Origin of the sequence: Caballeronia sp. BR00000012568055, from assembly GCF_029439455.1 — a bacterium.
Taxonomy (GTDB): Bacteria; Pseudomonadota; Gammaproteobacteria; order Burkholderiales; family Burkholderiaceae; genus Caballeronia.
Genome location: NZ_JAQFVG010000022.1, coordinates 1 through 12,203, shown reverse-complemented (window position 1 = coordinate 12,203; position 12,203 = coordinate 1). Strand labels below are relative to the sequence as shown.

At 56.6% G+C, this 12,203-nt stretch carries 11 protein-coding genes and 1 pseudogene; 11 read left to right on the top strand and 1 reads right to left on the bottom strand.

Annotation, left to right across the window (positions count from 1 at the left end; all coding sequences use genetic code 11):
* Positions 1-16 precede the first annotated feature (16 nt).
* The 5 genes and pseudogenes from P7F28_RS33795 to gmhB all read left to right on the top strand — a co-directional run.
* Positions 17-214 (top strand): annotated as a pseudogene (locus tag P7F28_RS33795) (dehydrogenase); the annotation flags it as partial.
* A 42-nt stretch (positions 215-256) separates the two neighbouring features.
* A complete protein-coding gene (locus P7F28_RS02350) occupies positions 257-760 on the top strand; it encodes a hypothetical protein (protein ID WP_277182836.1) in 504 nt (167 codons plus the stop codon).
* Positions 757-1,338: a D-sedoheptulose 7-phosphate isomerase gene (locus P7F28_RS02345; RefSeq protein ID WP_277182831.1), complete on the top strand. Its 582-nt coding sequence runs from the start codon at positions 757-759 to the stop codon at positions 1,336-1,338. The genes P7F28_RS02350 and P7F28_RS02345 overlap by 4 nt, the downstream gene beginning before the upstream one ends.
* Positions 1,335-2,066: a nucleotidyltransferase family protein gene (locus P7F28_RS02340; protein WP_277182830.1), complete on the top strand. Its 732-nt coding sequence runs from the start codon at positions 1,335-1,337 to the stop codon at positions 2,064-2,066. Before P7F28_RS02345 ends, P7F28_RS02340 begins: the two co-directional genes overlap by 4 nt.
* The gene (gene gmhB / locus P7F28_RS02335) at positions 2,056-2,562 is read left to right on the top strand and encodes a D-glycero-beta-D-manno-heptose 1,7-bisphosphate 7-phosphatase (RefSeq protein ID WP_277182829.1); all 507 of its coding nucleotides are present in this window, start codon (positions 2,056-2,058) and stop codon (positions 2,560-2,562) included. The genes P7F28_RS02340 and gmhB overlap by 11 nt, the downstream gene beginning before the upstream one ends.
* Positions 2,563-2,570: 8 nt before the next feature.
* Here gmhB and P7F28_RS02330 read toward each other — a convergent pair whose 3' ends face one another.
* Entirely contained in the window at positions 2,571-3,830 is a 1,260-nt protein-coding gene (locus P7F28_RS02330) for a hypothetical protein (protein WP_277182828.1), read from the bottom strand.
* 284 nt (positions 3,831-4,114) lie between these two features.
* On the opposite strand from P7F28_RS02330, the gene P7F28_RS02325 reads away from it, so the two are divergent.
* From P7F28_RS02325 to P7F28_RS02300, 6 genes are all read left to right on the top strand, one after another.
* Positions 4,115-6,265, top strand: a complete 2,151-nt coding sequence (locus tag P7F28_RS02325; RefSeq protein ID WP_277182827.1) for a polysaccharide biosynthesis tyrosine autokinase — start codon at positions 4,115-4,117, stop codon at positions 6,263-6,265.
* Between the two features lie 113 nt (positions 6,266-6,378).
* Positions 6,379-7,563, top strand: a complete 1,185-nt coding sequence (locus tag P7F28_RS02320; RefSeq protein ID WP_277182826.1) for a glycosyltransferase — start codon at positions 6,379-6,381, stop codon at positions 7,561-7,563.
* Between the two features lies 1 nt (position 7,564).
* On the top strand, positions 7,565-9,016 hold the full coding sequence (locus tag P7F28_RS02315) for a DUF6418 domain-containing protein (RefSeq protein WP_277182825.1): 1,452 nt from the start codon (positions 7,565-7,567) through the stop codon (positions 9,014-9,016).
* A 1-nt stretch (position 9,017) separates the two neighbouring features.
* Positions 9,018-10,256: a hypothetical protein gene (locus P7F28_RS02310; protein WP_277182824.1), complete on the top strand. Its 1,239-nt coding sequence runs from the start codon at positions 9,018-9,020 to the stop codon at positions 10,254-10,256.
* Entirely contained in the window at positions 10,253-11,650 is a 1,398-nt protein-coding gene (locus P7F28_RS02305) for a glycosyltransferase (protein WP_277182823.1), read from the top strand. Before P7F28_RS02310 ends, P7F28_RS02305 begins: the two co-directional genes overlap by 4 nt.
* Positions 11,544-12,203: hypothetical protein (locus tag P7F28_RS02300; RefSeq protein ID WP_277182837.1), on the top strand; the 660-nt coding region annotated here is incomplete at its 3' end. The genes P7F28_RS02305 and P7F28_RS02300, both read left to right, overlap by 107 nt.

Here is a 12,203-nt window from a genome sequence, read left to right as displayed (position 1 = left end):
CGGCCATCCACTCGCCGTGACGATAACAACCTGTTCTGAAGCGCCGCCTGGTTCCGGTTTGGGATCATCTTCGACAATCGTCGTATCGCTGGTACAGGCGTTTTGCGAGTTGTTGTCTTTGCCGCTTGGGGAGTACGACGTGGCATCGCTCGCGCACGATATTGAACGTGTCGATCTCAACCTCGCGGGCGGCAAGCAAGATCAATATGCAGCGACCTTCGGCGGTCTGAATTTCATGGAGTTTTATGGCGACCGCGTGATCGTCAATCCGCTAAGGATTAAACAAGAAACCAAGGCAGAAATCGAGGCGTCTTTAGTGCTTTATTTCACAGGTGTTTCGCGCGAGTCGGCAAATATCATCAAAGAACAAAGCGCGAATGTGGTCAAAGGCGAGGGTGATTCACTTGCCGCACTGCATCGCGTAAAAGAAGAGGCCGTGCGGATGAAAGAAGCCGTACTAAAGGCCGACTTCAATGCCTTCGCTGCTTCCATGCGTGACGCCTGGGAATCCAAGAAGCGCATGGCCAAGAACATCTCCAATCCGATGATCGACGAGCTTTATCGCGTCGCCGTGAATGCGGGCGCTAAAGGCGGCAAGGTATCCGGCGCGGGCGGCGGCGGCTTCATGATGTTCTTTGTCGATCCGGTGGATCGCCCGCATCTCATGCGCACGTTACGTGCGAACACTGAATTGAATGGCAGCGTGCTGAACTGCACCTTCACGGATCTCGGTGCGCAATCGTGGAGGAAAAGCAAATGAGCCTGAGCGTACACGGTGAAATTACCAAGACCATCGCAGTGATGCAGTCGATCATAGCGGACGACGGTTTGATGGAGCGTATCGAGCGCGTGGCCGAACGCATCACTGAAGCATTTCGTGCGGGGAATAAGGTGCTTTTAGCGGGCAACGGTGGCAGCGCAGCAGATGCTCAGCATATTGCCGGTGAATTCGTCAGCCGCTTTCTTTTCGATCGTCCCGGCTTACCAGCTTTCGCTTTAACAGTCGATACGTCTGTGCTAACGGCTATCGGAAACGACTACGGTTACGAGAAACTCTTTGAGCGCCAGATACAGGCCACGGGACGCGCAGGCGATGTATTCTGGGCGTATTCGACATCGGGTCGCTCTCCTAACATTCTGCGTGCGTTGGAAGCCGCCGGCGCGGCAGGTCTCTATACCGTTGGCCTGACAGGTAACGGCCCCGGTTCTGCGATGATGCGCGAGCGCTGCCATATCCTGCTCGATATGCCGTCAGCAGAGACGCCCAAGATTCAGGAAGGGCATCTCGTTTGCGGTCATATCATCTGCGGTCTGGTCGAAGAGCGGATTTTCGGATGAGCACGCCGCTGCCGTGTCTGATTCTCGCGGGCGGCTTGGGAACGCGTTTGCGTTCCGTGCTTGGCGATGAATGCCCCAAGGCGCTTGCGCCGGTTGGCGGCCGTCCCTTCTTAGGCTGGTTATTGCAAGCGCTTGCGCGGCAAGGCGTGCCTGAGGCGGTGCTTTCTTTAGGCTTTGGGCGCGATGCGATCAAAGACTTTATTGCGTGGACCTGCCCTGATATCAAGGTGACGTTCGTCGATGAGCCTGAGCCGCTTGGCACTGGCGGAGCGATCGTGCACGCGTTACGCACGCACGGTGCGCCTGCAATGGTCGTGATGAACGGCGACACCCTGTGCGAACTCGATATGCAGGCGCTTTGCGCAGACTTCCATACATCCAACGCTGACCTTGTCATGGCCGCTACACGCGTCTCAGACGCGTCGCGCTATGGCACTTTGGATTTCGATGCGCATTCGCTTCGTCTTTGCGCGTTCAAAGAAAAGCACGAAGGCGCGGGGCATATCAATGCCGGTACTTACGCAATCGACGCGGCGCGTTTGCTTAAGCGAAATTTGCCTGAGAAATTCTCTTTCGAGCGCGAATTTCTTGGCACGTCGCTCGATACGCTTGACGTGCGCGTTTTCCCGGAAGTAGGCGAGTTTATCGATATCGGCGTGCCGCAGGATTACGCGCGCGCGCAGACCTTTATTCCTCAGCTATACCAGACGAGTGTCAATGCAATCTAAGGCGCTCTTTCTCGATCGCGATGGCGTGATCAACGAAGACCTGGGCTACGTGCATCGCGCGGAGCAGTGTGTGTTCGTCGATGGAATCTTCGAACTCGTTCGTTCGGCCAATGCGGCAGGCTACATCGTGGCTGTGGTAACCAATCAGGCTGGCATTGCGCGTGGGCTTTACACCGACGCGCAATTCCACGATTTCATGCGGTGGATGCAAGGCCAATTCGCCCTAAACGGCGCGAGTCTCGATCATGTGTACTACTGCCCGCATCATCCTCAAGCGGGTAAAGGCGTGCTGCGTCAGACGTGTATTTGCAGGAAGCCTGAGCCTGGTATGTTGAAGCATGCTTGCGTGGAATTGAATCTCGATATGAAGGCGTCGATTCTTGTGGGCGATAAAGAATCGGATATCGAAGCGGCACGCCGTGCCGGTGTCGGCCGCACATTTCTTATCGGGGAAAACGATGCAGTCTCGCTAGGGACCGTGCAGCAAGCGCTTTAACGCAAGACTTAATTTGCAACAATCGGTTCGGAGAAGACGTTCTCGATGAACGGCTTGCCGACCGCTTTGACGATCCAAGCCTTAGCGTTCGTATCACTCAGGCGAATAGATGTCGTGCTAGCAGGATAGCGTCCAATAAGTTGCAAAGCGCCGCTATCGACTTGCTTATAGAGTTCGAGATGATCGACTGTTTCCGGATAGCTCACATCGAGCGACAAGGCCTGCCCTGTGCGACGCGCCTTGAGCTTAGTGCAGGAAGCAATGCCCGTCTCGAGCGCGCTGCCTTCTTCATAGTCGTTCCAGGTGATGAGCTGAAGGAAGGGCAGTTGATTGTGTGCGCTGTAATGCTCGTTGAGTATGTTGAACGCATTGAGCCACGTACGACCGCAGTCCTGCGGCAACAGATGCGGCGCGGAAGCGGCCCAGGGCGCTTTGGAATCGTCGAAACCTTTCCATACGCCGCCTACGGCAATCTTCGACGGTTGACTCGTCAGCGTGTTGTAGAACGTGTTGAGACGCTTAGCGTCATCGGGGGCATCGACCCAGACGAATGCGCCCTGACTATCGGGAAGGTTTGCGCCGTGTGCGTGGATATGAATCCACACGACTTCCGGGTGCGCCGCCTGAATGCGCGCCCAGTCCGCTTTGCCCGCGTATTCCATGCCGAATTCGAACATCACGGGTTTGCCCTCGTAACGCAGATATTGACGCGAGGGCACATAGCGCTGCATCACATAGTCAAGGTGATGAAGAATGGTTTGCGTCAGATCGCAGCCTTTGCAAGCGTTGAACTTGAAGGTGCCGAAGTCGATCATGATCGCAAACGTCAGTTGCGGAAATTCGGCGAGCACGGGCATGGAAGCTTTCCATGCGCGATCAACGTAATGTCCTTCACCGTACCAATCGACGATTACGCCATTTACGCCGCGCGAGCGCATATCTGCGAACGTGCGCCGTACTTGAGAAGGATCGTCGGAGCGATAGCCTACATCGACACCGCGCGGGTCCGGTCCCCACCACGGCAGATAGTGCGCGAGCACTTGCGTCGTGCTGCCGGGATAGAGCATGGTATGCACATCGACTTTGGATATGGAGGCGCTGCCCGGCAGGTTGCCGTTGGACGATCCGTGAAAGCGAATGCTGCCTGAGGTATTGGGTGCCTTAAGCGCGTCGATCGAATCGATATCGCTTGCAAAGGCTAAAGACGCGTAAGCCGCAAGCAAGACCGCAAGCAAAATTTGTTTAATCGGCGTCCTGATTTCGGCCATGGAAATTCCTATGTCCAAAGACGAATAGCAATGGCCAAAGATTAAAGCGCATGACTCAAAGCGCCGTGTTGGTTGGACAACAGATTGAGTGTTTACGCCGTGGTCTTATGCTATGACATGCTTAATTCCTGCCTAAGTGATACGGCAGAACAGTAAGTGCGTTGCGTCCATCCCTCAAAAGAACATGGAGTACGTGAATGGGCCTCCACCGAACTTCTTCGCATGACATTTTCGAAATGCGAGAAGCAAGCGCATCTGAAGGGTTGACGCTGTCGCCGCTCGACATGCTCGAGAATCTTCTCGACCGCAAACTTCTGTTCATCGCCATCTTCGCTGGCTGTCTGATGCTGTCGATCGCGTATATCGCGTTGTCGTCGCCAGTCTACAAAGCAGACGCGCTGATTCAGGTCGAAGAGCGCAAATCCAGTCCGCTTGGCTCGCTGTCGGATGTGTCCCGCGCACTCGACGTGCAGGACTCACCCGTGGCAGGCGAGCTTGATATTCTGCGTTCGCGCTCCGTCATGATTCAGGCGATGGACGCCACCGTTGCGCAGGCCGATGTGTCGGTCAAGAATCATGTGCCGCTGGTAGGCGGCTTTCTCTCGACGCTTTTGCCGCGCGAACCAAACGGTCTGGTCGATCCGCTGTTCGACAGTCCTCGCTATGCATGGGGCGGCGAACATGTCGTATTTAAAGCCTTTGATGTACCTGAGAGCCAAATCAACAAAAAGCTCGAACTCGATTTCTTAGGCGATGGCAAGTGGGCGCTTAAGGATACCGAAGGCCGTCAATTGCTTAGCGGAAGCGTGGGCGTTGCAGCCACAGGCGACGGTTTTAAAGTAGACGTTAGCGAAATTGTGGCTAATCCAGGCACGCAATTTACTGTCAAGCGCGTGCCCACTCAAACGCGGCTGGAGCAAATTCAAAAAGTCTTTAGCGCAGTAGAAACCAAGCGTCAGTCCGGTGTCATGCAGCTGTCCTTCGAAGACGGCGCTCCTGTGTTTGCAGCGCGTTTCGTCAATGCAGTCGCAGCCGCTTACCTCGATTCGAACAACAAGCGGCGTGCGGCGGACTCCGAACGCAGCCTGGCGTTTCTTAACTCGCAATTGCCCGTAGTGAAAGCGCGTGTGCAAAAAGCCGAGCAAGCGCTAAACGACTATCGCAACAGAGAAGGCACGATCGACGTGCAAGGGGAAGCCAAGAATCTCTTAGATGAATCTGCGCTGGTCGAAAAATCGCGTTTGGAAGCCAAGCTGAATTATCAGGATCTCGCGCAACGCTGGGGGCAAGGTCAGCCGCAATTGATTGCCGCTGAAAACAAGTTTCGTGCGCTCGATCAAAAGTCAGCCGAACTGCAAAAGCGCATCGCGCGTCTTCCCGCTATGCAGCAAGAATACTTGCGTCTGGCTCGCGATGTGGAAGTCAATAATCAGCTATACGTCGGGTTGATGAATAACGCGCAGCAATTGCAGATCGCACAGGCAGGTGCGGGCGGAAACGCGGCATTGGTCGATCGTGCACTCGTACCGGTGAAACCGGAACGGCCGCGCAAATCCATCGTATTGCTGCTTGGCGCGGCTTTTGGGGCGGTGCTCGGCTTTGTCGTCACACAACTCATACCGCTGTTTTCAGGGAGTATTCGCGATCCGAAGCGCCTTGAATCGATGGTTGGTATTCAGACGCTCGGCGTGCTGCCCATCTCGCCGCATCAACTCGAAGCGAGCAGTGCTAAAAGCTCGGGCTTCATGCTGAGTCACGAACAAGGCGATACACCGCTCGTCGAAGCAATGGATGCGCTCGCGCATTCCTTGCAGCACAAACTCGAATCGAAAGAGGGATCGAAAGTTGTGCTGGTGACATCCGCCGTGCCGGGGCAGGGCAAGTCGATGTTGTCCGCGAACCTCGCGTATCTCTATGCCGAGCGCGGCCTCAAGACCTTGATTATCGATGCCGATATGCGCCGTTCGAGCCTGCACCGCTATATGCAGGTGAATCGCGATACCGGGCTGTCGAATGTATTGGAAGGCAAGCTCGATGTGCTCAAGGCAATCAGCCAGCCCTTCGACAACCTTCACGCGCTGCCCGCTGGCAAGCACGTTCGACAAGTGCGCAATCTGCTCGGTTTCGAGCGTCTGAATGCACTCATTGCCTCATTGCGCGACGAATACGACATGATCGTGATCGACTCGCCGCCCGTCTTGCCGATGGCCGATGCCGCCGCGCTTTCCAAAGTTGCGGATGCGACCATCTTCGTCGCGCGTCAGGGCACGGTGAGCTATTCGGAAGTGACGGAATCTGTGTCGCGTTTGAACAAGGTAGGCACGGAAGTGGACGGCCTCGTATTCAACGGATTCGAACCCTCGCCGCTACGCTACAACTATTACTCTGACGCGTACAAGTATCTCGAGGAAAGCACCACAGCACGACTCGAATAATGTATTGAATGAGGCATCAAAGAAGCCAATTCCGATGACGAATAATACATTGGAATACTGATTGATTGGACAAATCGAACGGACATGAGAGCAGTCCGTCACGGGGAAGTGGGATGAGCCGAATCAGTGAGTCCTTGCTGGGTGGCGCGAACTACGAGACGCGCGCCTCGGCGAAAGATGCGCGTATCAAGGCGGTTTGGTTTCTTGGTCCGAGGCCGGCGAGTTGGAATGGCGTGATGCGCTACAGCCTCGACTGCATCGAGATCATGAAGCGATTCGACGACGTCTCGATGCAGACCATCGACATTCCCGCGCAACCTCGCTCGCTCAAGCGTTACTGGACGCACTTCGTACTGTATCCGCTGCGCGCGATGAAGCTGGCCCGCGAGGTCGATGTGATCGTGCTGTATCAGGAAGACATGGCATACATGATTCCGTTCGTGAAGCTCGCGGGCGGACGTGTATGCATCGTTATGCACCATGTCGTGTTCCCCGACAAGACACGCGGCTTGATCGAGACCTTGAAGGCGCGTTATATGCGCGTCTTGCAGTACATCATTCCGCATGCGGACATGATTATCTCGACTACCGATGTCACTATTCACGATGCAACTTCGTGGCTCGGTATTGCGCGTGAGCGAATCGAACTCGTGGTGAATGCGTTCGATGAAACCATCGTCCCGACCAGTGCTGCGGTTCGTCACCGAGCACGCGCGGCCTTGCAGGAGCGCCTCAATATCTATCTTGGCGATGCAACCGTATTGCTCAATGTCGGCACCGATGAAACGCGCAAGAATAACGCGACGATATTTCGTGCGCTTGCCGAGATGGGTCGCAAAGATATCGTGATGTTGCGCGTAGGCCGCGCGCAGAATGCGGCGAATCGTAAGGAATGCGAGCAAATTGCACGCGACGCCGGACTTATCGCGCATTTCGTTGAAGGTGCGAGCGACGAAGACCTTGCCTACTGCTATCAGGCGGCCGATGCGTATCTTTCTCCAACCCTGCACGAAGGCTTTGGCCGTACCGTGATTGAAGCGCAACTCGTGGGTTTGCCCGTGATTGCATCGGATTTGCCGGTGTATCGCTTCACGATGGGCGATACGTTTCTCGCCGTCCAAGATCCATTGAACGTCGCGTTGTGGCGCGAGCAGATCACATGCATCGCCGACGATGAAGCCTTGCGCCAGGACCTCAAGCGACGTGGCCGCGCGAATGCGCAACGATATTCGAGCGAATCGGTCGGTCGCGAACTGCATCGTGTGTTGAGTAGTCTTGCACGCCGGCCCAGGAGCTGAGATGCTCGCACGCCCGTCCATGCCCGCTCATACTGCATCGCCAAACGTGGCGGGACGTGGAGCGTTCGGCGTGATCGTGACGGCGCTATTGCTGCTTGCGCTCGCAAGCAATGCCGCGCTCCCTGCGCTCGGCTTCGAATCGATCAGCGCTGCGGCTACGCTCGCGCTCGCTTGCGTCGGCGTGATCGCGATCGTGCTATGGCGTCCGGTTTTCTCGGTGTCGATGTTGTATCTCTTCGCGGTGGGCCTGAGTTTATTTTTGGCAGGTATCGGGATTGAAGCGGGCGGGTATCTGATCGAAACGAACGTGCAGGGCGAAGCGAATGGCGCGTTCAGCCGCTTGCTTTGGTTCTACGTGATCTTCACGCTATGCGCACTCGCAGGCTTTCAATGGCTATTGCCCGAACGGCGTCGCGCGCGCATACGGATTGAACCGCGCATGGCGATCGACAAATACAGCTTATTTTTAGGGCTCGGGCTCTCGGCGATCGTGCTCGCGGCAGGCGTGCTTGCGGGTCTTACTCAAGGCTTCGCGTTGTTGAAGGGCATCAACCGATTTGCATTGCGAAATGAAAGTGAAGGCGCCGGTCCCATCTTCAATCTCTTCCTTAACAACCAGACCTTCGTTGCGGTGATGCTGGGCACGCTGTGCACGGCATCGAACCGCTGGGTGCGTGCAATCGCCTTGGTAATGGCCGTAGCGGATATCGGTCTCGACGTGCTGCATGGGGAGCAGTTCATGTCGGTGCTCGGGACAAGCCTCGCGATGCTCGCGCCATTTATTGCGATCCATGCGCTGAACGGCAAGCCGGTGGTCCGCTATCTTGGCATCGGCGCGTTGTTGGCGCTCGTGCTCGGCACGGCGTCGGTGTTCTACGCCTATAAAGGGCAGGGCCTCGATATGTCCGACACGATTCTTTCGCGCGTGCTGCTGCAAGGACAAGTCTGGTATGTCGTCGATCTCGACGCCGGGCTTCTCAGCGCGCCGACGGGTGGCGGCGCAGCGTTCACTCGCGTGTTGGCATCGCTCGCTTCACCGCAAGCGCCGACATTTTTCGACACGGGCGTGGTCAGCGGTCTGCGCGATCTGATGCTCGCTTACGGCACGCCAGAAATACTGCGCGCCTATATTCATGATGATGTCACCTTTACCATGGGCCAAATGGGCGTGCCCGTGTACTGGTTCGGCTATGCGGGCGCAGCAGTCTTTGTTGCATTTACCGGTCTGATTTATGGCGCACTTTCTGCGCTGCAACTCATTGTGGCGATGCGCGGCGGCGTTATCCTTTTGTGGCTGACGACCAAGGTCGTGTCATACGCGTCGTTTGGACTGCAACAGGGCGAATACTGGAATATATTCGGTATCCGAACGATAACTTACGGCTTTATCGCGTGCGCGTGGTGGTACTTTGTTGACGCGCACGGCGCGAATCGACAGTACAGGGAGAGTTGAAATGAACTCTTTCCTGCAACTCCTCTTCTCATCTTTCTCGGGCGTGGTGACCGAGAAGATAGTCGGCGTGCTGGCGGCGATTGCAAGCAACCATCTGTTCGCGAACATCTATGGCGCGCGATTGTTCGGAGAATTGCAGTTCGCGCTCTCACTGGCTTATGTCGTCGGCAGCGTCGCACTGATCTTCAGCGCACCGGTGATCGCACCGATCTTCGGCAAGCATCGCCGGCTCAGACATATGGTTTTCTATCATACGTTCCGCTTGCGCCTGATCTTATCGCTTGCGGTGATGCTGGTCTTCATGGGCGTGGTGGCGGTGACCATGCCTTCGTCGAGCGCTTCGGCCCTGACCCTGATCGCAGCGCTCGTGTTGACCGTCGAGCCGCTCGCACTCGGCTCGGTGATGGCCTATGCGGAAACCAAACCCTGGGTTATCACACGCGCAAAAGCTTATGCGAGCGGCGTGCGCGTGCTGTGGTTGCTGGCGGCCGCTCATGCGTCTGTGGGAGCGGTGATCGCGGCATTCGCGTGGCCGCTGGAAGCATGCGTTGCGGCAGTTGCACCATTCAGCCGCTATCGCACGCTTGCGTTCAGCACGCCCAAAGCGCATCTCGGCAATGCAGTCATTACGCGCACGCTGGTCATGCGTGGGCTGAAAATATGGCCGGCGATTGCGGCGAGCGTGATTATGCTGCGCATGGATCGATTGTTGTTAGGCATGCTGATGAGCAAGGCCGACCTCGGGATTTACGCAGCAGCGGCCTCGCTGGTCGAACAATGGAATTCGGTAGGAACCACGCTTGCTCTGGCGCTTGCGCCCAGCATGGTTTATGTCGCACGTAACGAACAACAATTGCGCTTGCGATCGCTCAAACTCGCATTTTGGCTCGCCGTAGTAGGCATTTTCGCGGCTATAGCGTGCGTGTTTGTAGGCGAGCGATTGTTTCTGATCGTGTATGGTCCGCAATTTATTGCAGGCGTACCGGTGATGATCTACGCCACATTCTGCGCGGTCGCCACTTTTGCCGATGCCGGCCTTTCCGCGTGGCTGGTCGCGGCACAGCGCTACCGGCTTATCGTGACCAAGCAGGCGATCACGGTTGCATCCATTGCTGCCGCGCCGTTCATTTTGCCGCGTTCATTGATGATGTATGCGCCCGCAACCGGCACGGCTGTATCGCTCGTGTTGTTCTGGGCTGTGACGTTCGGGTTCTCACTTCATCACAAGGAGCGCGCTTGAAGATCACGCTTTGCGCGAACCGTTTTCCGCCGAATATCGTGGGTGGCGGCGAAGTCATGGTTCATTCGCTTGCGGTAGCGTTGAAGGACCGCGGGCATGATGTGTCGGTGCTTACCTTGTCGAATGCAAGGCATGGCTCGTTTAGAAAGCAGGATGCGCTAGACGTATATGAGCTGCCTAACCTCAACGTGTACGACCAGTTTCATCATGGCGAACGCGGACGCGTCATCAAGATGCTGTTCGGTGTTGTGGATACATTCAATCCATTGATGTTGCTGCTTGCGTGGAAGCGTCTCGGCCAGATCGCGCCGGATGTGCTTTGCACCAATACGATCAAAGGTATGGGGCCTGCGCTATGGATTGCGGCGCGTCTGCGGGGCGTGCCGATCGTGCATGTCAATCACGACTACTGGCTGCTGTGTCCTCGTTCGACCATGTTCAGGAACGATCACGCGTGCGCGTCGCCATGTCGGGAATGCAGGACGGTGTCGCGCCCGAAGGCTTGGTTTTCGCGACTGGTCGATCAGGTCGTCAGCGTGACCGGTTTTGTCGATGACCGGCATCGCGCAGCAGGCTTCTTTCCAAAGACCTCACGCAAGATCATTCATCTTGCACCCGAACCGATGCGCGCCGCTCACGCATCACCTGCGGTGTTTCGCGCGCAACGTACGCCTTTCAGAGTGGGCTTTATCGGCAGAACGGATACCACCAAGGGCATAGAAGAATTCTTCGCGAGTGTGGCGCACGCGGCGAAAAGTTCGGATATCGAAGTGCATGTGGCCGGCAAGGATAACGAGCAGCGCATGCCGGAGCTGATCGCGCGCTATCCACACTTGAAGGTCACGTATCACGGTTTTATGAAGCGCGAACTGTTCTTCGATCTCGTCGATCTTACGGTGCTGACGTCGATGTGGGACGAACCGGGCGGCACGGTCTCCGTCGAGGCTTGGGAATTCTGCAAGCCGTCCGCGACCTTCGCAACCGGCGGCCTGCCAGAAGTGTTCGAGCGCGTGCCGGAACTCGTCGTGCCGCGCGGCAACGTGAAAGCAATGGGCGCGCTGATCGCCAGGCTTGCCAACGAAAAACCCTTCTACGAAGGCCTCGCGCGACGTTGCCACGCGGAGCGAAGCCGTTTCACGCCACGTGATCATGTGGACGAATTCGAGCAGATTTTTTATTCAGCAGCAAAACAAGATGCGCCGTTTATGAGCGTATCCGCTGAAGAACGGGACATAAGGATTCCATACAAAGACCAGGCGAAGCCCATTCGCATAGACGGGGTGCCCTATGAAAACAAAGCGCGTGTTGATGGTGATGACCCGCGACGTGCCGCAGACGGCGACAAACGGCCGGGAACGTACGCTTCAATTCATTCGCGAGGCGATCGGCAGTGAAATCGAGTTGAAGGAGATCAAGCTGCGCTCGGTCTTCGAAACGCCGGGTGTCATGCCGAAGCTCAGCGCGCTTGCGCGGCTTGCACGGGGATTCGTGATGGCCAAGCCCTGCGCGCTGCAAATCGCGATGTTTTCTGAGCGGCACTATATGAACGTGCTGGCGCAGACCCTTCATGATTTCGCTCCGGATGTGATCTATATCGACGGCATTCGCCTGGTCGATCATCTTCCGCATATCGCACGTCTGACAAATGGACGTCCTATCATCGTGGACTTCGATGATCTGATGTCGCGCCGCGCCACGGCCTTACGCAGCGCGCGTACGCCGTTGTCGGCGGGCTACCTCACGCGTTTCGTGCCTGCTTTTATGATGCGGACGATCAACTCGCATGCGCTACGCGATGCCTTGTTGCGATATGAAGCGCACTGCCTGACGCGGCAAGAGCGTGAAGCCGTGGAGATCGCGCACGCGGTGACGCTGGTATCGACGACAGATGCGGCCGCACTCAATCAGGTGCTCGATCCGCGCACGCGGCGCAAGGTGCATGTGATT

What these genes read in the sequence shown, in the direction of transcription:
- P7F28_RS02320 (WP_277182826.1), top strand. Translation starts at nt 6,379, where the DNA reads ATGAGCCGAATCAGTGAGTCCTTGCTGGGTGGCGCGAACTACGAGACG.
- P7F28_RS02325 (WP_277182827.1), top strand. Translation starts at nt 4,115, where the DNA reads ATGCTCGAGAATCTTCTCGACCGCAAACTTCTGTTCATCGCCATCTTC.
- P7F28_RS02310 (WP_277182824.1), top strand. Translation starts at nt 9,018, where the DNA reads ATGAACTCTTTCCTGCAACTCCTCTTCTCATCTTTCTCGGGCGTGGTG.
- gmhB (WP_277182829.1), top strand. Translation starts at nt 2,056, where the DNA reads ATGCAATCTAAGGCGCTCTTTCTCGATCGCGATGGCGTGATCAACGAA.
- P7F28_RS02340 (WP_277182830.1), top strand. Translation starts at nt 1,335, where the DNA reads ATGAGCACGCCGCTGCCGTGTCTGATTCTCGCGGGCGGCTTGGGAACG.
- P7F28_RS02315 (WP_277182825.1), top strand. Translation starts at nt 7,565, where the DNA reads ATGCTCGCACGCCCGTCCATGCCCGCTCATACTGCATCGCCAAACGTG.
- P7F28_RS02330 (WP_277182828.1), bottom strand. Translation starts at nt 3,830, where the DNA reads ATGGCCGAAATCAGGACGCCGATTAAACAAATTTTGCTTGCGGTCTTG.
- P7F28_RS02345 (WP_277182831.1), top strand. Translation starts at nt 757, where the DNA reads ATGAGCCTGAGCGTACACGGTGAAATTACCAAGACCATCGCAGTGATG.